This window comes from Ramlibacter sp. Leaf400 (genome assembly GCF_001424545.1).
Taxonomy (GTDB): domain Bacteria; phylum Pseudomonadota; class Gammaproteobacteria; order Burkholderiales; family Burkholderiaceae_C; genus Ramlibacter.
In genome coordinates, this window is sequence record NZ_LMQL01000007.1 from 1 (window position 1) to 18,256 (window position 18,256).

Annotated in this window: 19 protein-coding genes; 12 read left to right on the top strand and 7 right to left on the bottom strand. The window is 70.8% G+C overall.

Annotation, left to right across the window (positions count from 1 at the left end; genetic code table 11):
• Positions 1–266: 266 nt before the first annotated feature.
• On the bottom strand, positions 267–2,609 hold the full coding sequence (locus ASG30_RS06010; RefSeq protein ID WP_055894016.1) for a xanthine dehydrogenase family protein molybdopterin-binding subunit: 2,343 nt from the start codon (positions 2,607–2,609) through the stop codon (positions 267–269).
• Positions 2,606–3,058, bottom strand: coding sequence for a (2Fe-2S)-binding protein (locus ASG30_RS06015; RefSeq protein ID WP_055894018.1), 453 nt, complete (start codon positions 3,056–3,058; stop codon positions 2,606–2,608). Before ASG30_RS06015 ends, ASG30_RS06010 begins: the two co-directional genes overlap by 4 nt.
• Positions 3,059–3,129: 71 nt before the next feature.
• On the opposite strand from ASG30_RS06015, the gene ASG30_RS06020 reads away from it, so the two are divergent.
• Entirely contained in the window at positions 3,130–5,025 is a 1,896-nt protein-coding gene (locus tag ASG30_RS06020) for an ATP-binding cassette domain-containing protein (protein WP_055894020.1), read from the top strand.
• Between the two features lie 83 nt (positions 5,026–5,108).
• Positions 5,109–6,839: a phospholipase D-like domain-containing protein gene (locus ASG30_RS06025; RefSeq protein ID WP_055894022.1), complete on the top strand. Its 1,731-nt coding sequence runs from the start codon at positions 5,109–5,111 to the stop codon at positions 6,837–6,839.
• 9 nt (positions 6,840–6,848) lie between these two features.
• On the opposite strand, the gene ASG30_RS06030 is transcribed toward ASG30_RS06025, so the two are convergent.
• Complete coding sequence (locus ASG30_RS06030) at positions 6,849–8,285, bottom strand: aminotransferase-like domain-containing protein (protein ID WP_055894024.1); 1,437 nt, start codon at positions 8,283–8,285, stop codon at positions 6,849–6,851.
• A 127-nt stretch (positions 8,286–8,412) separates the two neighbouring features.
• On the opposite strand from ASG30_RS06030, the gene ASG30_RS06035 reads away from it, so the two are divergent.
• The 7 genes from ASG30_RS06035 to ASG30_RS06065 all read left to right on the top strand — a co-directional run bounded on the left by ASG30_RS06035 (position 8,413) and on the right by ASG30_RS06065 (position 13,738).
• On the top strand, positions 8,413–9,027 hold the full coding sequence (locus ASG30_RS06035; protein ID WP_055894026.1) for a LysE family translocator: 615 nt from the start codon (positions 8,413–8,415) through the stop codon (positions 9,025–9,027).
• Positions 9,024–9,932, top strand: a complete 909-nt coding sequence (locus ASG30_RS06040; protein ID WP_055894027.1) for a DMT family transporter — start codon at positions 9,024–9,026, stop codon at positions 9,930–9,932. The genes ASG30_RS06035 and ASG30_RS06040 overlap by 4 nt, the downstream gene beginning before the upstream one ends.
• Positions 9,929–11,134 (top strand): aminotransferase-like domain-containing protein, encoded by a 1,206-nt coding sequence (locus ASG30_RS06045; protein WP_055894029.1) that lies wholly within the window; start codon positions 9,929–9,931, stop codon positions 11,132–11,134. Before ASG30_RS06040 ends, ASG30_RS06045 begins: the two co-directional genes overlap by 4 nt.
• A complete protein-coding gene (locus ASG30_RS06050; protein WP_055894031.1) occupies positions 11,131–11,751 on the top strand; it encodes a glutathione S-transferase family protein in 621 nt (206 codons plus the stop codon). Before ASG30_RS06045 ends, ASG30_RS06050 begins: the two co-directional genes overlap by 4 nt.
• Positions 11,752–11,764: 13 nt before the next feature.
• Positions 11,765–12,631, top strand: a complete 867-nt coding sequence (locus ASG30_RS06055; protein ID WP_055894032.1) for a PhzF family phenazine biosynthesis protein — start codon at positions 11,765–11,767, stop codon at positions 12,629–12,631.
• Positions 12,628–13,317, top strand: coding sequence for a VOC family protein (locus ASG30_RS06060; protein ID WP_235579743.1), 690 nt, complete (start codon positions 12,628–12,630; stop codon positions 13,315–13,317). Before ASG30_RS06055 ends, ASG30_RS06060 begins: the two co-directional genes overlap by 4 nt.
• Before the next feature lie 103 nt (positions 13,318–13,420).
• On the top strand, positions 13,421–13,738 hold the full coding sequence (locus ASG30_RS06065; RefSeq protein WP_055894034.1) for a hypothetical protein: 318 nt from the start codon (positions 13,421–13,423) through the stop codon (positions 13,736–13,738).
• Between the two features lie 126 nt (positions 13,739–13,864).
• Here ASG30_RS06065 and ASG30_RS22070 read toward each other — a convergent pair whose 3' ends face one another.
• Positions 13,865–14,416, bottom strand: a complete 552-nt coding sequence (locus tag ASG30_RS22070) for a histone H1-like repetitive region-containing protein (protein WP_200947257.1) — start codon at positions 14,414–14,416, stop codon at positions 13,865–13,867.
• Between the two features lie 155 nt (positions 14,417–14,571).
• On the opposite strand from ASG30_RS22070, the gene ASG30_RS06075 reads away from it, so the two are divergent.
• The 3 genes from ASG30_RS06075 to ASG30_RS06085 all read left to right on the top strand — a co-directional run bounded on the left by ASG30_RS06075 (position 14,572) and on the right by ASG30_RS06085 (position 16,089).
• Positions 14,572–15,243, top strand: a complete 672-nt coding sequence (locus ASG30_RS06075; protein WP_055894036.1) for a histidine phosphatase family protein — start codon at positions 14,572–14,574, stop codon at positions 15,241–15,243.
• 85 nt (positions 15,244–15,328) lie between these two features.
• On the top strand, positions 15,329–15,709 hold the full coding sequence (locus tag ASG30_RS06080; protein WP_055894038.1) for a thioredoxin family protein: 381 nt from the start codon (positions 15,329–15,331) through the stop codon (positions 15,707–15,709).
• Positions 15,710–15,873: 164 nt separating this feature from the next.
• Positions 15,874–16,089 carry a KGG domain-containing protein gene (locus tag ASG30_RS06085; RefSeq protein WP_055894040.1) on the top strand — a complete coding sequence of 72 codons (216 nt, stop codon included), beginning with the start codon at positions 15,874–15,876 and terminating at the stop codon, positions 16,087–16,089.
• 98 nt (positions 16,090–16,187) lie between these two features.
• On the opposite strand, the gene cynS is transcribed toward ASG30_RS06085, so the two are convergent.
• The 3 genes from cynS to ASG30_RS06100 all read right to left on the bottom strand — a co-directional run bounded on the left by cynS (position 16,188) and on the right by ASG30_RS06100 (position 18,256).
• Entirely contained in the window at positions 16,188–16,631 is a 444-nt protein-coding gene (gene cynS / locus ASG30_RS06090) for a cyanase (RefSeq protein ID WP_055894042.1), read from the bottom strand.
• Positions 16,632–16,767: 136 nt separating this feature from the next.
• A complete protein-coding gene (locus tag ASG30_RS06095) occupies positions 16,768–17,268 on the bottom strand; it encodes a CBS domain-containing protein (RefSeq protein ID WP_055894044.1) in 501 nt (166 codons plus the stop codon).
• Between the two features lie 151 nt (positions 17,269–17,419).
• On the bottom strand, positions 17,420–18,256 hold the full coding sequence (locus ASG30_RS06100) for a creatininase family protein (protein WP_055894046.1): 837 nt from the start codon (positions 18,254–18,256) through the stop codon (positions 17,420–17,422).

An 18,256-nucleotide genomic window follows, 5' to 3' on the forward strand; every position in this document is an offset into this window, starting at 1 on the left:
GCGATCAGCGAAGCCCTCGATTATGACAGAGTTTTTAGCGTTCCGTCAACCGCTGCTGAATTTTTTTCGCTTGCCGCTTCTTGTCGAAGCACTCGCGATTCGTTTTCAGCGAAGCCTTGAATTCTATACCGAAACTTGCGCCCCGATCAACTCAACACTTCCTTTTTCTCCCCCGTCGTCTTGCATCGCATTTCTGCGGCGCCGTCATCAGCGGAGCCCGCGACTATAGCACCCCATCGGAGGGGCTCCGGCCGCGAATCACTTTCTTACGCATCCGTGGCGAGCCCAAGCGGGAGTTGCCTGAACCGCCGTCCCGCTAGGCGATACAGGGCATTGGCCACGGCCGGGGCAAGCGGGGGCACACCAGGCTCCCCCACTCCTGCGGGAGGCCGCTCACTGGGCACGATCCAGGTCTCGACGCGGGGCGCGTGCCTCAACGCGAGCAGCGGCTGATCAGGGAAGTTTCTCTGCACCACTGCGCCCTCTCGCACATCGATGCGCCCATGCAGGGCCGCACTCAGCGCGAAGACGACCGCCCCTTCCATCTGCTGCGCCACGATCTGCGGATTGACGACGGTCCCACAGTCGATCGCGCACACCACCCGATGCACGCGCGGTTGTCCTTGCTCGACCGACACCTCGGCCACCTGGGCCACGATGGACCCGAACGACTCGTGCAGCGCCACGCCCCGCGCCCGCCCCGTGGGCAAGTCCGAGCCCCACCCCGCCTTCTGCGCCGCCAGGTCCAGCACTGCCCTGTAGCGCGGCGCATGCTTCAGCAGCCGCTGCCGGAACTCCACCGGATCCACCCCCGCCTCCTGCGCCAGCTCGTCGATGAAGCACTCGGAGAAGAAGGCATTGTGCGAATGGCCCACCGACCGCCAGAACCCCACCGGGACCCCCGACCGCGACGCGACGTGGTCCATCCTCTGGTGCGGGATGCCATAGGGCAGGTTGAACAAGCCTTCCGCCGCCGTCTTGTCCGGCAGGTCCAGCGGGCCTGACAGGGAAGAGACCCCCGGCAGCGCAGGCGCCGTCAGCTGCAGCCCGCTCAGCGTCGTGCGCAGCCCGGCGGGCAGCACCCGCTCGAACCAGCGCGGCGAGATCGCATCGCCGGCCGACTCGATCCGCAGCGACAGCGCCTGGCCGCCCTCGTCCAGCGTGCCGCGCAGGCGCGCCACCTGCATCGGCCGGTAGAAGTCGTGAGTCGTGTCCTCTTCGCGGCTCCAGGACAACTGCACGGCCGAACCCGGCACGTCCATCGCGACACGCGTCGCCTGGGCCGCATAGTCGACTTCGAGCCGGCGCCCGAATCCACCGCCCAGCAGCGTCACGTGCAGGTCGACGTCCTCCAGCTTCACTCCGGCGACCATCGCCGCCGCCGCCCGGCACAGCTGTGGCACTTGCGTCGGCGCCCACAGCTCGACCCGCCCGTCCGCCACCTTCGCCGTGCAGTTCATCGGCTCCAGTGTGGCGTGGGCCAGGTAGGGCGCGCGGTACCACGCCTCCACCGTCCTCTTGGCACGGCGCTCCACATCCGCGACGTCGCCGCTCTGGTGAAAGGTGAACCCGCGCTGCGTCTCCACCGCCTGCTGCATCGACCTGGCGATCCGCTCCGAGTCCAGCGCCCCCGCCGGCCGACCCTGCCAGTCCACCTCCACCGCCGCCGCCCCCTGGCGCGCATGCCAGGTCGTGCGACCGATCACTGCGAACCCCGAGGTTGATCCGCCATAGGCCGGCAGCATCACCAGCCGCTCCACGCCCGGCATCGCCAACGCACGCGAGGCGTCGACGCGCCCAGGCGCGCCGCCGATCACGGGGCACAGGCGCACGGCCGCGAATTTCATCCCTGGCACGCGCACGTCCAGCCCGAACACCGCGCTGCCATCCACCTTGCCCGGCACGTCCAGCCGCGGCGCTGGCCGGCCGATCAGGCGCCAGTCCTTGCGCTCCTTCAGCACGACGCTCCCCGAGGGCGTCGCCGCGGCGAAGCGGGCCATCTCGGCGTAGCCCGCCGACTTGCCCGAGCCGTGCGAGATCACGCCCTGCCGCACCGTCAGCTCCTCCAGCGGCAGCCGCCACTGCAGCGAGGCGGCGCCCAGCAGGGACGCACGCGCCGTGGCCGCCGCCAGCCGCACCACCGGCCAGGCGTCCGCAACGCTCGACGATCCGCCGGTCGCATTGATGCCGATCTCGCGAGCGACCTTGCCCACGATCCAGCGGCTGGCCTTCACGCGCCCGAACCCGTCCTCGCGCTCCACCTCCATCGGGTGGAACGGCAGGTTCACCACCGAATAGGCGACGTTCCCGTAGATCGCGTCGCTGCCCGCCTGCTCGATGCGAATGGCCGCGAGCGGCACGTCCAGCTCCTCGGCCGCCAGCATCGCCAGCGCGGTGTGGACCCCCTGCCCCATCTCGCTGCGCGGCATCGCCAGCACCACGCCGCCGTCGGCCGCGATCTTGATCCAGCCGTTCAGGGCGACCTCGCCGTCCGAGGCCTCCAGCAGCCCGGCCTTGCCGAGCCGCGAGCGCTGCGGCGCGGCCACCCAGCCGACCACCAGGGCCCCCGTGCCGGCGGTGGCCGCCACCAGCAGCGTGCGCCGCTTCATGCCTTGATCCCCGCGGCGCGCCTGATCGCCGCACGCACCCGCTGGTAGGTGCCGCAGCGGCAAAGGTTGGTCATGGCCTCGTCGATGTCCGCATCGGTCGGCTTTGGCTTGCGCTCCAGCAGGGCGGCCGCGGCCATCAGCATCCCGCTCTGGCAGTAGCCGCACTGGGGCACCTGCTCGGCGATCCAGGCGGCCTGCAGGGGATGGGGTGAGGACGCGGAGCCCAGGCCTTCGATCGTCACCACCTTGCGCCCCGCCACCGCCGACACCGGCGTGACGCAGGAGCGCACCGGCTGCCCGTCCACGCGGACGGTGCACGCGCCGCAGGCCGCGACGCCGCAGCCGTACTTGGTGCCGGTCAGGGCCAGCACGTCACGCAGCACCCACAACAGCGGCATCGCCGGCTCGACGTCGGCCTCCACCCATCGGCCATTGATCGACAGCTGCATGGCCCATCCTCCTTGTCGGCCCACTCTAGCAGCTCGACCACAGCGGGCCGGCGCCCATAATCGCGCGCTCCATGGCCCTCATCACCCTCTCGCAAGCCCATCTGGCCTTCGGCCACGTCCCCCTGCTCGACCAGGCGCAGTTCGCACTGGAGTCCCAGGAGCGCGTGGGCCTGATCGGCCGCAACGGCGCGGGCAAGTCCTCGCTGCTCAAGATCCTGGCCGGCCTCGAGCGGCTGGACGACGGCACCCTGCAGTTCCAGCAGGCCCTGCGCACCGCCTACGTGGCGCAGGAGCCGGCGCTGGAAGAAGACGCGACGGTCTTCGACAGCGTGAAGGCCGGCCTCGCCCCCGTGATCGACCTGATCGAGCGCTACACCCACGGCCAGGGCGACCTCGACCTGCTGCAGGGCCAGATCGAGGCGCACGACGGCTGGAACTGGGAGCAGCGCGTCGACGAGACGCTGCACCGCCTGCGGCTGGCGCCCGACGCCGTCGTGCGCACCCTCTCCGGCGGCACGCGCAAGCGCGTCGCGCTGGCCCAGGCGCTGGTCGCCGAGCCCGACGTGCTGCTGCTGGACGAACCCACCAACCACCTGGACCTGGACGCGATCGAATGGCTGGAAGGCCTGCTGATCGACTTCCGCGGCAGCGTGATCACGATCACCCACGACCGCGCCTTCCTGGACCGCGTGGCCACCCGCATCGTGGAACTGGACCGCGGCCAGCTGCGCTCCTACCCCGGCAACTTCACCCGCTACCAGGTGCTCAAGGAAGACCAGCTCGCGCAGGAATCGGTGGTCAACGCCAAGGCCGACAAGCTGCTCGCCCAAGAAGAGGTCTGGATCCGCAAGGGCGTGGAAGCCCGGCGCACGCGGGCCCAGGGCCGCATCACCCGGCTGCAGCACCTGCGCGAGCAGCGCGTGGCGCGGCGCGAGGCGGTGGGCCGCGTGCGGATGGAAGTCGCTTCCGGCGCGCCCAGCGGCAAGCTGGTCGCCGAACTGGACGACGTCTTCAAGTCGTTCCCCGATCCCTCGGGCTCGGCGCCCCCGCGTGTCGTGGTGCGCGACTTCACCGCCACCATCCTGCGCGGCGACAAGGTCGGCCTGGTCGGCCCCAACGGCGCGGGCAAGACCACCCTGCTCAAGCTGATCCTGGGCGAGCTGGCGCCCGATGGCGGCAAGGTGCGCCAGGGCGCCAACCTGCAGGTGGCGTACTTCGACCAGATGCGCGAGGCGCTCGACCTCGACGCCACCCTGGAGGACTTCATCAGCCCGGGCAGCGAATGGATCGAGATCGGCAAGCAGCGCAAGCACGTCAAGAGCTACCTGGGCGACTTCCTCTTCTCGCCGGCGCGCGCCAATTCGCCGGTGCGGTCGCTCTCGGGCGGCGAGCGCAACCGGCTGCTGCTGGCCCGCCTGTTCGCGCGGCCCGCCAACGTGCTGGTGCTGGACGAGCCCACCAACGACCTGGACATCGACACGCTGGAACTGCTGGAGGACCTGCTGCAGGACTACGAGGGCACGGTGTTCCTGGTCAGCCATGACCGCACCTTCCTCGACAACGTGGTGACCAGCACCATCGCGTTCGAGGGCCAGGGCCGCTGGCGCGAGTACGAAGGCGGCGTGCAGGACTGGCTGCTGCAGTCGCAACGCACGCGCGAGTGGGCGTCGGCGGCCGCAACCGCCCCTGCCCCCCCGCCCGCCAAAACGCCGGCGCCCGCAGCGACAGCGGCGCCCGCCGCCCCAAAGCGCAAGCTCAGCTACAAGGAGCAGCGCGAACTGGAGGCGCTGCCCGGCCGCATCGAAGCGCTCGAGCAGGAACAGGCCGCCATCAACGCCGAACTCGCCGACGGCACGCTGTACGCGCGCGACGGCGCCCGTGCCGCGCAGCTCGCCGCGCGCGGCGCGGCCATCGAGGATGAGCTGATGGTCGCCCTGGAGCGCTGGGAAACGCTGGGTTCGCTGTAGGGCTGCGCCGTCGCCAACTGGCGGTCACCGCTGACCTTGCGCGGCCCCCGCGCGGCCAAGCCTGCATCTACAGTGGCCAGGCAATGCTCGCGCTGACCTCCTTCCGATCGAACCCCGGCCACCGGCACGGCTGGCTGTGGCGCCTGTTCGTGCTGGTCGCGCTCTCCACCTGGGCCGCCGGCTGCGCCAGCCTGCCGGCCAACGTGCAGCGCACGCCTTCCCAGGCCTTCGCCACTCCGGACGACACCGCCCTGGGCAAGCTCGTTCAGGCCCGCCGCGTCCAGGCGAAGGCGCGGGCCGAGTCGGGCTTCACGCTGCTGGACACTGTCGACTCCGCCTTCACCAGCCGCCTGGCGCTGATCGAAGGCGCGCAGCGCAGCCTGGACCTGCAGTACTACGCCATCCACGCCGATGCGAGCACCGAGGTGCTGCTGGACCGCATCCGCGCCGCCGCCCGCCGCGGCGTGCGCGTGCGCATCCTGCTGGACGACTTCAACACCGTGGGCGAGGACGCCCAGGTGCTGCGGCTGGCGTTCGTTCCCGGCGTCGAGCTGCGCCTGTTCAACCCGGTGCCGGGCTCGCGCGGCTCGCTGTTCACCCGCGTGCTGGGTTCACTGCACGACGTCGAGGGCATGCAAAAGCGCATGCACAACAAGCTCTTCATCGCCGACAACGCCTGGGGCATCACCGGCGGGCGCAACCTCGGCGACGCCTACTTCGGCGGCGACGACAAGAGCAACTTCGTGGATCTCGACGTGCTGGCGGCCGGCCCCATCGTGCGGCAGATGTCGGCCAGCTTCGACCGCTACTGGAACAACGAGCTGGCCTATCCGGTGCAGACGCTGCTCGATCCGAAGGACCTGGAGCGCCTGCGCAAGGACGCGGGCCCGCCGCGCGGCGACCCCGCGCGCTCGGAGAGCGAGGCCGCGCCCGGCGCGCCGGCGGTCGCCGTCACCCCCACCAGCACCGTCCTGCCCAACGTGACGCCCACCGAGGTCGTCTCCGCCCGCCGTCCGCCGCTGGACCTGAGCCGGGTGCCGATCACCTGGGCGCCGGCCGCGCTGATGGTGGACAAGCCCGGCAAGGTCGGCCCGGGCGACGACGAGGTGGATCGCGGTGACACCACCGTGGACGGCCTGCTCAACCTGATGCAGCAAGCCAGGCGCGAGCTGCTGATCATCTCGCCCTACTTCGTGCCGGGCGCTGAGATGATGAAGCAGTTCGCCGAGATGCGCCGCCGCGGCGTCGCCATCCGCGTGCTGACCAACTCGCTCGCTTCCAACGACGCGCCGGCGGCCCATGCGGGTTACCGCCGCTACCGGCCCGAGCTGGTGGCCATGGGCGTGGAGCTGTACGAGATGCGGGCCGATCCCGCTTCGGCCGGGCTGGAAGGCCGCGGCGCCGGGTCGTCGGGCAGCGGTGGCAGTGGCGGCGGCAGCGGCCTCAGCCTCGGCAGCGCGGCCGGCGGCTCCAAGAGCGGCACCTCGCGCGCCAGCCTGCATTCCAAGGCCGTGATCATCGACCGCAACCTGTCGGTGATCGGCTCCATGAACCTGGACCTTCGCTCGCAGCTGAAGAACAGCGAGGTCGCCCTGGTCATCCGCAGCCCGGCGCTCGCACAGGCCAGCGCGGCCTTGCTCGAAAGCAGCTTCGCGCGCGGCGCCTATCGCCTCGAACTCGCGGACGGCAGCCTGCGCTGGCGGGCGCCGCCCGGTGCGCCCTTCAAGGACGCCACCAGCGAACCCGAGGCGCCGACCAAGCTGAAGCTGCTGGTCAACCTGCTCGCCCCGTTCGCGCCCGACGAGATGCTGTGAGCCCGGCGCTCACATGCGCCGCACCAGCTCCGAGTACTTGCGCCAGAAAGTCGCGTCCTGCGTGGTCGCGAAGTTGATCCGCATCAGCGTGCCGGGCTTGCGTTCGGCATGGAACAGCGCGCCGGGCGCGAGCAGGTAGCCCTCGTCCAGCATGCGCTGGGCCAGCGCATCGGTGTCCACGCCGGTATCCACCCAGCCGAACAGCCCGGCCGGCTCCGCGGCGAAGCGGCAGCCGGCGTTCATGGCCAGCTTCACGCTGCGGCTGCGCGCCGCGTCCAGCCGGGTGCGGATGCGCTCGGCGTGCCGGCGCAGCTGGCCCTGCTCGATGCACAGCGACAGCGCCCGCTCCAGCAGCGCGGGCGTGGTGAGGGTGGACAGCAGCTTGGTGTCCAGCAGCCGCTCCACCAGCGAGGGATGGGCCGCGACGAAGCCCACGCGCCAGTTGGGCGCCAGGATCTTGGCGAAGCCGCTCACGTGCAGCGTGCGCTGCAGGCCGTCCAGCGCACACAGGCGCGTCGCGTGCTCGGGCCCGATGTGGCTGTAGGTGTCGTCCTCGACGATGTGGAAGTCGTAGCGGTTGGCCAGCTGCAGCACGCGGTGTGCCGCGCCGGGCGTCAGGCAGTAGCCGGTCGGGTTGTGCAGCACGCTCACGCTGACGTACAGCTTGGGCCGGTGCGCCTCGCAGTACTTGGCCATCACCTCCAGGTCGGGCCCGTCGGCGCGGCGCGGCACCGGCAGCAGGCGCATGCCCAGGGCCGTGAGGCGCGCGAATTCCACCGCCCAGCCCGGCTCCTCCACCATCACCGGATCGCCGGGGCGCAACAGGCTGCGGCTGACGATGTCCAGCGCATGCGTCGCGCCTACCGTGGTGATGATCTGGTCCGGCGAGGCCGGCACGTTCAGGGCCGCCAGCTTCTGCGACAGCGCCTGGCGCAGGGCCGAATCGCCCATCGGCTCGCCGTACTGGAGCGAGAAGGACTGCAGCGCGCGCGTGCCCGTCACCTTGCGCACCGCCGCCGGCATGAAGGTCGATTCCAGCCACTCCGGCGGGAACACGCCCATGCCGGGCTGCGGCTTGGCGCTGACGCGGTGGAACATGCCGCGGATCAGCGCCGTGGCGTCGATCGGCGTGCGCGGCCCAGCGAAGCCGGTGGCCGTGGCCCAGGCGTCGGGTCGGCGCTCGCGGGCGGGAGCCGCCGCGTCCTCCTGCCGCTGCGCCAGCTCGCGAACGAAGAAGCCGCGGTTCTTGCGCGCTTCCACCAGGCCCTGCGCCAGCAGCTGGTCGTAGGCCGCCACCACGGTGGAGGGGCTCACGCCCTGCTGTTGCGCGCACTGGCGCACCGACGGCAGCCGCGCGCCGGGCGCCAGCAGCCGGTCGCGGATGCGCTGGGCGAAGCGGCCGGACAGCTGCTCGGTGAGCGACTGCGAGGAGGTTTTCATCAGCATGGGCGGGCCCCGTGTATCGGTCGATCCGCCAATACAGAAGTCCATCTGATCCGGCCAACTGTACTGGCGGTGTACTGGGCACCGAGCTTACAGTGCTGCGCATGCACAGGCAACCGGCCACCCTGCGATGAGCGCCGCCGAACTCACGGCCCTGCTGGCGTTCTGCACCGCCATGAGCTTCTCGCCGGGGCCCAACACCACGCTGTCGACGGCGATCGCGGCCAACCACGGCCTGCGCCGCACGCTGCGCTTCTGCTTCGCCGTGCCCGCCGGCTGGGTGATGCTCATGCTGGCCTGCGGGCTGGGGGTCGGCGCGCTGGTCACCGGCCTGCCCGCGCTGCGCAGCGCCATCCAGTACGCCGGCGCCGCCTACCTGGGCTGGATGGCCTGGAAACTGTCCGGCTCCGGCCGCCTGGGCGAGGCCGACACTGACCGCCTGGACGTCGGCTTCGCGCAGGGCATCGGCCTGCAGTTCGTCAACATCAAGGCCTGGCTGCTGGCGCTCACGCTCAGCGCAGGCTGGGTGGTCAACGCCGCCGGCCAGCCCGCCGCCAACCCCGGTCAGCGGCTGGCGATCATCTGCCTCGTCGTGCCGGTGTTCGCCTTCGTCAGCAACTTCGCCTACGCGCTGGCCGGCTCGATGCTGCGCGGCTGGCTCTCGCACGGGACGCGGCTGCTCTGGTTCAACCGCGCGCTGGCCCTGGTGCTGCTGGCCACCGCCGTGTGGATGGTGCTGGCATGAAGCCGCAGGAGATTCGCGGCCTCTGGCTCGGCCTGCTGGGCGTCACCATCTTCGCCATGACCTTGCCGATGACGCGGCTGGCCGTCGGCACGCCGGACGCGCCGCAGATGTCCGGCGTCTTCATCGCCCTGGGCCGCGCCGTCGTCGCGGCGGCGCTGTCGGCGGCCTTCCTGCTGGCCACCCGCGCGCCGCTGCCGCGCCGCCAGGACTGGCCGGCGCTGGCCATCACCTCGGCCGGCGTGGTGTTCGGCTTCCCGCTGCTCACGTCGATCGCCATGCGCTACGTGCAGGCGGTGCATGCCAGCGTGATCGTGGGCCTGCTGCCGCTGGCCACCGCCGCGATGGGCGCCTGGCTGCACCGCCAGCGGCCGAGCGCCGGATTCTGGCTCTGCGCGGCGCTCGGCAGCGTGCTGGTGGTGGGCTTCGCCCTGCTCAAGGGCGGCAGCGGCACGGGCCTGCATGCAGCCGACCTGCTGCTGCTGGCCGCCATCGCCTGCGCGGCCGTCGGCTACGCCTGGGGCGCGCGCCTGTCGCAGCGCATGCGGGCCGAGCACGTGATCTGCTGGGCGCTGGTGATCTCGCTGCCGCTCACGCTGCCGCTGGCCTGGTGGTCGGCGCCGCGCACGCCCATGCCGTCCTCCGCCTGGTGGGGCTTCGGCTACGTGGCGGTGTTCTCGATGTGGCTGGGCTTCTTCGCCTGGTACCGTGGCCTGGCGATGGGCGGCACGGTGCGCGTGAGCCAGGTCCAGCTGGTCCAGCCTTTCCTCAGCATGGTGTTCGCGGTGCCGCTGCTCGGCGAGACCCTGGACGCCACCACCCTGGCCTTCGCCCTCGCGGTGATCGCCACCGTGTTCATCGGCAAGCGGATGCCGGTGCGCCCCCAGCCTTCCCAGGAGCCCGCATGAAACCGAACGACCTGCCCACCCCGTGGACCCTGGCGCGCCGCGCCGAACGCATGAACCCCTCGGTGATCCGCGAGATCCTCAAGGTCACCGAGCGGCCCGGCATCATCAGCTTCGCCGGCGGCCTGCCTTCGCCGGCCACTTTCCCCGTCACCGAGTTCGCCGCCGCCTGCGCCCAGGTGCTGAAGGAAGACGGCCCCTCGGCCCTGCAGTACGCGGCCAGCGAGGGCTTCGCGCCGCTGCGCGAGCAGGTCGCGTCCCTGCTGCCGTGGGCGGTCGATCCGGCCCAGGTGCTGATCACCACCGGCTCGCAGCAAGGCCTGGACCTGGTGGCCAAGGTGCTGCTCGACCCCGGCTCGCGCGTGCTGGTGGAGACGCCCACCTACCTGGGCGCGCTGCAGGCCTTCGCGCCGATGGAGCCGCAGGCACTGGGCGTGCGCAGCGACGACGGCGGCGTGCTCCTGGACGACCTGGAAGCCAAGGCCGAAGGCGCGCGCTTCCTCTACCTGCTGCCCAACTTCCAGAACCCCACCGGCCGCACCATGGGCGAGGCGCGCCGGGCCGAGCTGGCCGAGCTGTGCGCGCGCCTGCGCCTGCCCATCGTCGAGGACAACCCCTACGGCGACCTGTGGTTCGACCGGCCGCCGCCGGCGCCGCTGTCGGCGCGCAACCCGGACGGCTGCATCTACCTGGGCTCCTTCTCCAAGGTGCTCGCGCCCGGCCTGCGCCTGGGCTTCCTGGTCGCGCCGCCCGCGCTCTACCCCAAGCTGCTGCAGGCCAAGCAGGCGGCCGACCTGCACAGCCCCAGCTTCAACCAGCGCATGGCCGCCCGCGTGCTCGAGGGCGATTTCCTGGATCGCCACCTGCCGCGCATCCGCACCCTGTACCGCTCGCAGCGCGACGCCATGCTGGCGGCGCTGGCGCGCGAGATGAAGGGACTGGACGTGCAGTGGAACGCGCCCGAAGGCGGCATGTTCCTGTGGGCCCGGCTGCCGCAGGGCGTGAGCGCGGTGGACCTGCTGCCCCGTGCGGTGGAGGCGGGCGTGGCCTTCGTGCCGGGCGCCGCGTTCTACGCGGGCGAGCAGGAGGGCCCCGAGGCGCTGCGCACGCTGCGCCTGTCGTTCGTCACCGCGACGGTCGACCAGATCGACACCGGCATCGCGGCGCTGGCGCGCGCCCTGCGCGAGATGGGCCCGCGGCCATGATCCGCCTGTGGGGGCGCCTGTCGTCCATCAACGTGCGCAAGGTGGTGCTCACGCTGCAGCTGCTGCAGCTGCCCTTCGAGCGCACCGATGCCGGCGGCACCTTCGGCATCGTGCGCACGCCGCACTACCTGGCGCGCAACCCGAACGCGCTGGTGCCGCTGCTCGACGACGACGGCTTCGAGCTCTGGGAATCGAACGTGATCGTGCGCTACCTCGCGGCACGCCACGGCGACGGCACCCTGTACCCGCAGGACCTGCGCGAGCGCTTCGACGCCGAGCGCTGGATGGACTGGCAGCAGACCACGCTCAACCCCGCGGGCCGCGATGCCTTCGTGCAGTTGATCCGCGTGGCCGCGCCGCAGCGCCGCCAGGATTTGGTCGACGCGTCCGTCGCGGCCACCGAGCCGCTATGGGACCTGCTCGAAGCGCAACTGCAGGACCGCCCCTTCATCGCCGGCGACCGCCTCACCATCGCCGACATCCCCATCGCCTGCGAGGTGCACCGCTGGCGCGGCCTGCCGCTGGCGGCACGCCCGCGTCCGCGGCTGGACGCCTGGTACGGGCAGGTGCTCGCCCTGCCGGCCGCGCGCGGCGTGCTCGACCTTCCCCTGTCCTGACCGGAGCGACCCGATGATCTCCCGCCCCTTCCAGCAAGTCGACGTCTTCACCGCCACGCCTTATCTCGGCAACCCGGTCGCCGTGGTGCTGGACGGCACCGGCCTGTCCACCGGGCAGATGCAGGCGTTCACCAACTGGACCAACCTGTCCGAGGCCACCTTCGTGCTGCCGCCAGAGGACCCGCAGGCCGACTACCGGCTGCGCATCTTCTGCCCCGGCCGCGAGCTGCCGTTCGCCGGCCATCCCACGCTGGGCAGTGCCCACGCCTGGCTGGCCGCGGGCGGGAAACCCAAGGCCGGGCACCTGGTGCAGGAGTGCGGCGTCGGCCTGGTGAAGATCCGCCGCGACGGCGCCCGGCTCGCTTTCGCCGCGCCGCCGCTGCGCAAGGGCGGCCCGCTCGACGAGGCCGACCTGGCGCTGATCGCGCGAGGGCTGGGCGTGCCGCGCGGCGACATCGTGGCCCACGCCTGGTGCGACAACGGGCCGAACTGGCGCGGCGTGATGCTGCGCAGCGCCGAGCAGGTGCTGGGGCTGCGTCCCGACGGGAACGTGCTGGCGGGGCTGGACATCGGGGTGGTCGGTCCGCGCGGCAAGGTGGGCGTCGTCGCCTCGCACGAGGCCGGGGCGGAATGCGCCTTCGAAGTGCGCGCCTTCTTCCCCGGCAACAACGGCATGGCGGAGGACCCGGTCACCGGCAGCTTGAACGCCGCGCTAGCGCAGTGGCTCATCGGCGCGGGCCTCGCACCGGAGCGCTACGTCGTGGCCCAGGGCACGGCGCTGGGCCGCGCCGGCCGCGTGCACGTCGAGCGCGACGCCGCCGGGGACATCTGGATCGGCGGCCAGTCGGTCACCTGCATCGAAGGGCAGGTGCGGCTGTGACGGGCCTGGCCCGCGTCGACCACCTGGTGGTGCTGGCGGACACGCTGGAGCAAGGCGCGGCCTGGTGCGAACGAACGCTCGGCGTCGCGCCCGGGCCCGGGGGCGAGCACCCGCTGATGGGCACGCACAACCGGCTGCTGCGCGTCGCCAGCGTGGACCATCCGCTCGCGTATTTCGAGGTGATCGCCCGCAACCCGGCGGCGGCCGGCCCGCAGGAAGGTCGCCGCCGCTGGTTCGACATGGACGAGCCGGCCGTGCAGTCCACGGTGCGCGAGAGCGGGCCGCGCCTGGCGCACTGGGTGGTCCGCGTGCCCGACCTGCGGGCCGCCGTGGCGGCGCTGGCCCGGCTGGGCATCGACCGGGGCGAGGGGGTCGAGGCGTCGCGGATGACGGCACGCGGCCTGCTGCAGTGGCAGATCAGCATCCGTCCCGATGGCCAGCGGCTGTTCGACGGTTGCCTGCCCACGCTCATCCAGTGGGGCGAGGTGCACCCGGCGGCGGCGCTGCCGGATGCGGGACTCACGTTCCGCTCGCTGGCACTGACTCATCCGCAGGCGACTCTTCTGCGGCGTGCGCTGGACGCCATCGGACTGGAAGGCGTGGCGGTCGGCGAAGGGCCGGCCAACCTGTGCGCCACCCTGCTCGGGCCGCGCGGTTCGGTGCGCCTGGAGTCGGCCGGGCTCTAGCGGCGCCGGCTGACACGGCGTCGGCCTTGTCCTACACCGGCATCCGAGCTGCCGACCTAGAGTGGCCGTCCACCAAAACGCCCGGGAGCGCAGGAGCACATCCATGGACCGAGTCACCGGACCCTTCGACGGCTACCACATCGCCAGTTCCGCCACCGAGATCGGCGCCGGCAGCGGCCGCTACCTCGGCTTCGCGAAGCTGTGTTGCAGCCGGCCCGGAAGCTTCTGGCTGGCCACCCTGTGCGAAGAACCCGGCTGCTGCGCCCACCTCTGCGGTGGCGGCCTGTTCGACAGCCCCGAGGCCGCCCTGGCCAGCGCCGAGCTGCTGGCGCGCAACCACATCCGGGGGCGGGTGGGGGCGGCGGCGAATGATGGGGCGTCGCCGGCGGCCGTGGCCGAGCTGCGGGCCGTGCGCGCCTGAGATAGCGCGCCCACGCAGCTCGTCGTCCGCACAGCCCGTCATTCCCGCGAAGGCGGGAATCCAGTGCTTCCGCCTTCGCAGCGCAATTGAAAGCACTGGGTCCCCGCCTCCGCGGGGACGACGACCTTAGGTGCTCTTGCGGGCGCTGCTCTTCTTGGCAGCCGTCTTCCGCGTCGCGGATTTCTTCGCCGCCGTCTTCTTGGCGGTCGTCTTCCTTGCAGTGGACTTCTTGGCCGTGGTCTTCCGGGCGGTGCTCTTCTTCGCCGTCGTCTTCTTCGCGCTTACCTTCTTCGCGCTGGCCTTCTTCGCAGTCGTCTTGCGGGCCGTCGACTTCTTCGCCGCGGACTTCCTGGCAGGCGCCTTCCTGGCCGACGTCTTCGCAGGCGACTTCCTTGCAGTTGCCTTCTTCGCGACCGTCTTCTTCGCGGTGGTTTTCTTCGCAGCGGCTTTTTTCGCCGTCGTCTTCTTCGCAGCCGTCTTCTTCGCCCCCGCCTTCTTCGCCCCCGCCTTCTTCGCCGGAACCTTCCCCCCTTCGCTGCGCGCCTCCGACAAGCCGATCGCCACGGCCTGTTTCGGATTGGTCACCTTCTGCCCGGAGCTGCTCTTGAGCTGTCCGCGCTTGTATTCATGCATCGCGTCTTCGACCTTTTCCTGGGATTTCTTGCCGTAGCGGGCCATGTCGTCTCCTTGTCGTTGCCACGCCGGCAATCTGAGTCAGCCGAGCTGGCCCGGCTTGCAGGATCGCGGCGCGTCATCGCGTAGGTGACCGCCCGGGCGGACCCAGTCGCCCCCGGGACCGGCTTCGCCCGCCGCGGCTTGCCAGAATCGCCTCCATGGGCACCCTTTATCTCGTTCGCCACGGCCAGGCCTCGCTGGGGGCCGACGACTACGACCAGCTCAGCGAGCTCGGCCATCGCCAGAGCGTGCGACTGGGCGAGTACTTCGCGCACCAGGGGCTGCAGTTCGACGGCCTGATCGCCGGCACCCTGCGCCGCCACAAGCAGACCCTGGCCGGCATCCTGCAGGGCATGGACCGGGCCGGCGACCACCTCGCCTGGGAGGGCCTGAACGAGTACGACAGCGAGGCGGTGATCGCCGCGTTCCACCCCGAGCCGCTGGCCAGACCCGACACGCCCGAGGCCTACCGCCACCACTTCCGCATGCTGCGCGACGGCCTGGCCCGCTGGATGGCCGGAGCGACCCGTCCGCGCGGGATGCCCTCGTACACCGACTTCGTGGCCGGCGTGTCCGGCGCGCTCGACCACGTGCGCGCCAACCACTATGGGCAGAAGGTGCTGGTCGTCACCAGCGGCGGCCCGATCTCCACCGCGGTCGGGCACGTGCTGGGCACCAGCCCCGAGACGACGATCGAGTTGAACCTGCGCATCCGAAACACGTCGGTCACCGAGTTCGCCTTCACGCCCAAGCGCCACATGCTCGTCAGCTTCAACTGCCTGCCGCACCTGGACGCACCCGACCTGCGCGGCTGGATCACGTATGCCTGAGCCACATCGCCGCGCAGGGCAAGTCACGTTCTTCTTCGAGCACCCCTGACAGGCCGGCCGCGCGGCGATTGCTAGACTGCCGCGGATGACCGCCGCGCCCTCCTCTTCCTCGCACGATCCGGGCTGGCAGGCCATCTGCCTGTGTGCCGAGTGGTGCGGCGTGTGCCGCGAATGGGAAGGCGTCTTCGAGACGCTGTCGCGGTCGTTCCCCCAGGTCCGCTTCGACTGGGTCGATGTCGAGGACGAAGCCGACGCGCTCGGCGAGCTGGACATCGAGACTTTTCCCACGCTCCTTGTCGCGCACGGCGATCGCGCGTGCTTCTTCGGAGCGGTCGAACCTTCCTCCACGCAGGTCTCGCGCCTGCTGGACAGACTGCTGGCCGACCCTCACGCGCGTCGTTCCGAGTCCACCGAAGGGCACTTGCTGCTGCATCGGTTGCGCGCCTCCGTGCTCCCAAAACGCTAGCAGCCGATACAGGCTTTGTCGGGATGTAACCCAGCAAGGCCAAGTCCTACAGCGCTCGCCACAAGGCCCTGACGAGAGGGCCTCTGCTTTGCACGCCCAATCCCGTCCATGGTGGGCAGCTTGCCCCCATGCAACTACCCCAAGCTTTTTTCAGGAGTACCCAGATGGCATCCAACAATCAAGGCAGCACGGGCGGCAAGTCCAACCGAGGTTTCGCGTCCATGGACCCGGAACGCCAGCGCCAGATCGCCAGCGAGGGTGGCAAGGCCGCCCACGAGAAGGGCACGGCCCACGAGTTCACTTCCGAGGAAGCGCGCGAGGCCGGCCGCAAGGGTGGCCAGGCCCGCAGCGCCAATCGCAAGAAGGCTTCGACCCAGTAACGGGCTGGCACGCAGCGATGCGTCGGCCGTGAATGCGGCCACGACGGGGAGGGCCGCCGCAGGGCGGCCTTTTTCCATTGCGCCATCGCAAGCGGCCTTCAGTAGGTCTTGTACGGGAGGAACTTGCCCGAGAGCACCACGTTCACGCGGTCGCCTTTGGGATCCGCCTCGCGCGTGATGTCCATCGAGAAGTCGATCGCGCTCATGATGCCGTCGCCGAATTCCTCGTGGATCAACTCCTTGATCGTGGCGCCGTAGACGCTGACGATCTCATACCAGCGGTAGATCAGCGGATCGGTCGGCACCGCGGTGGGCAGCGAGCCCTTGTATGGCACCACCTTGAGCCATTTGCGTTCTTCCTCGGTGAGGTCGAACACCTCGCCGACGATGCGGGCCTGTTCAGGGCTGGCCGTCATCTGACCGAGGCACAGGGCCGTGGTCCACTCCTTGGACTGGCCGAGCCTCTCCGCCACATCGGCCCAGCGGATGCCCTGCGCGACCTTGGTCGCGATGATCTTCTCGGTGACGTCGTTGCGGTTCATGCGTTGCTCCTTCGTGGGAGACGAAGCAACGGGTGTGCCAGCGCCCAACCCGTCATCCACGGAGACGGGGATCAAGGGGCGCAAGGAAGACGGAAGCACTGGATTCCCGCCTTCGCGGGAATGACGGGAAGGGGACTCAGCCCTTCTGCTTCTGCTTCTGGGAGGCCTTCTGCGACGGCACCTGCATGGACTGCGGCTCGCTGCGGTCCGGCTCCGCCGGCGACGAGATGTCGCCCAGCGAAGTGCCCACGTCGCCTTCGTCCTCGGGGCTCTTGGCCGCGATGTCGCCGATGGACAGGATGCCCACCAGCCGATCCTGGCCGTCCACCACCGGCATGCGGCGGACCTGGGCGTTGGCCATCTCGACAAGCACCTCGTCCACGTCGTCGTCCTGGCGCGCGGTGCGCACGTGGCCGCTCATCACGTCGGACAGCTTGCAGGTCCTGGGGTCGACGTCGCGGGCCAGGCCGCGCACCACGATGTCGCGGTCGGTCACCACGCCGCACAGGCGATCGCCGTCGCACACCGGCACCACGCCGATGTTCAGTTCATCCATCACCTTGGCCGCGTCGACCAGCGTGTCCTGGGGGGTCATGGTCCGCGGGCTGCGGGTCATGACGTCTTCTACGGTTGCCATGGAGTCGCTCCTGGGGCGCCGGCGCGAAGGTCCGGCATGCCACCCAATCTAGGCAGCGCCCCGGCGAAAGCCATCGGCCGCCCCGCAGGGCGCCCGTAGGACGCGGCCCCTGCGCGAACTCAGCGCGGGAGATCGCGCTCTGCGGTTGGATTCAGCGGGGAAATTCCGGCCGCGCCACCAGCGTGGACAGCGGCACCTGGGCCACTTCCTGCAGGAGCAGGGCCAGCTGGCGTGCGGCGGCCTCGACCACGGCGCGGCCCTTGTCCGCGGTCGCCAGCGTCGCGTTGCCCGCGGCGCCCATGGCGTTGTAGTCCTGCATCTGCCAGCCCAGCTTCGCGCTGCTGCCGTTGCCCAGGATCGGAAAGCGGGCGGCGCGGTCCTGCGAGCTGGAGCGGAAGTCGCGGGCCTGCCGCATGTCGACGGCGTCGGGCCGCAGCGCCAGCATCATCGACGTCTCCACGTCGCCGGCGTGGATGCCGAAGCGGTGCTCCGCGGGCGTGAAGAGTCCCTGCACCTCGTCGCCCAGCGGCAGGTTGAACCAGTTGACCGAGAACACCAGCAGCTCGCAACGCGTACGCAGGTCGCGCGCGACGATGTCCATCACGCTCACCTGCCCGCCGTGCGAGTTGAACAGCACCAGCTTGCGCACGCCCGCGCGCGCCACCGACTCGCCGATCTCGGTCCACAGCCGGATCACGGTCTCGGCCGACAGCGTGAGCGTGCCCGGGAAGCGGATGTGCTCGTTGCTCTTGCCCACCTGCTGCGTGGGCAGGAACAGCACCGGCAGGTCCGCCGGCAGGTGCGGCAGGCCGGCCCGCACGATGCCGTCGACCAGGTCCGTGTCCACGCTCACCGGCAGGTGGGGCCCGTGCTGCTCGATCGCCGCGACCGGCAGCACCGCCACCACCTGCTCGATGGCGGCGCTCGATTGCAGCTGCTCGAAGTCGCGGGTGGTGAGGTCGGCCCAGAAGCGGGATTTCAGGCTCAT

Bases quoted from the DNA above. Each gene is read 5' to 3' on its own strand.
- ASG30_RS06010 (WP_055894016.1), bottom strand. From the start codon at position 2,609: ATGAAGCGGCGCACGCTGCTGGTGGCGGCCACCGCCGGCACGGGGGCC.
- ASG30_RS06015 (WP_055894018.1), bottom strand. From the start codon at position 3,058: ATGCAGCTGTCGATCAATGGCCGATGGGTGGAGGCCGACGTCGAGCCG.
- ASG30_RS06020 (WP_055894020.1), top strand. From the start codon at position 3,130: ATGGCCCTCATCACCCTCTCGCAAGCCCATCTGGCCTTCGGCCACGTC.
- ASG30_RS06025 (WP_055894022.1), top strand. From the start codon at position 5,109: ATGCTCGCGCTGACCTCCTTCCGATCGAACCCCGGCCACCGGCACGGC.
- ASG30_RS06030 (WP_055894024.1), bottom strand. From the start codon at position 8,285: ATGCTGATGAAAACCTCCTCGCAGTCGCTCACCGAGCAGCTGTCCGGC.
- ASG30_RS06035 (WP_055894026.1), top strand. From the start codon at position 8,413: ATGAGCGCCGCCGAACTCACGGCCCTGCTGGCGTTCTGCACCGCCATG.
- ASG30_RS06040 (WP_055894027.1), top strand. From the start codon at position 9,024: ATGAAGCCGCAGGAGATTCGCGGCCTCTGGCTCGGCCTGCTGGGCGTC.
- ASG30_RS06045 (WP_055894029.1), top strand. From the start codon at position 9,929: ATGAAACCGAACGACCTGCCCACCCCGTGGACCCTGGCGCGCCGCGCC.
- ASG30_RS06050 (WP_055894031.1), top strand. From the start codon at position 11,131: ATGATCCGCCTGTGGGGGCGCCTGTCGTCCATCAACGTGCGCAAGGTG.
- ASG30_RS06055 (WP_055894032.1), top strand. From the start codon at position 11,765: ATGATCTCCCGCCCCTTCCAGCAAGTCGACGTCTTCACCGCCACGCCT.
- ASG30_RS06065 (WP_055894034.1), top strand. From the start codon at position 13,421: ATGGACCGAGTCACCGGACCCTTCGACGGCTACCACATCGCCAGTTCC.
- ASG30_RS22070 (WP_200947257.1), bottom strand. From the start codon at position 14,416: ATGGCCCGCTACGGCAAGAAATCCCAGGAAAAGGTCGAAGACGCGATG.
- ASG30_RS06075 (WP_055894036.1), top strand. From the start codon at position 14,572: ATGGGCACCCTTTATCTCGTTCGCCACGGCCAGGCCTCGCTGGGGGCC.
- ASG30_RS06080 (WP_055894038.1), top strand. From the start codon at position 15,329: ATGACCGCCGCGCCCTCCTCTTCCTCGCACGATCCGGGCTGGCAGGCC.
- ASG30_RS06085 (WP_055894040.1), top strand. From the start codon at position 15,874: ATGGCATCCAACAATCAAGGCAGCACGGGCGGCAAGTCCAACCGAGGT.
- cynS (WP_055894042.1), bottom strand. From the start codon at position 16,631: ATGAACCGCAACGACGTCACCGAGAAGATCATCGCGACCAAGGTCGCG.
- ASG30_RS06095 (WP_055894044.1), bottom strand. From the start codon at position 17,268: ATGGCAACCGTAGAAGACGTCATGACCCGCAGCCCGCGGACCATGACC.
- ASG30_RS06100 (WP_055894046.1), bottom strand. From the start codon at position 18,256: ATGAGCCTGAAATCCCGCTTCTGGGCCGACCTCACCACCCGCGACTTC.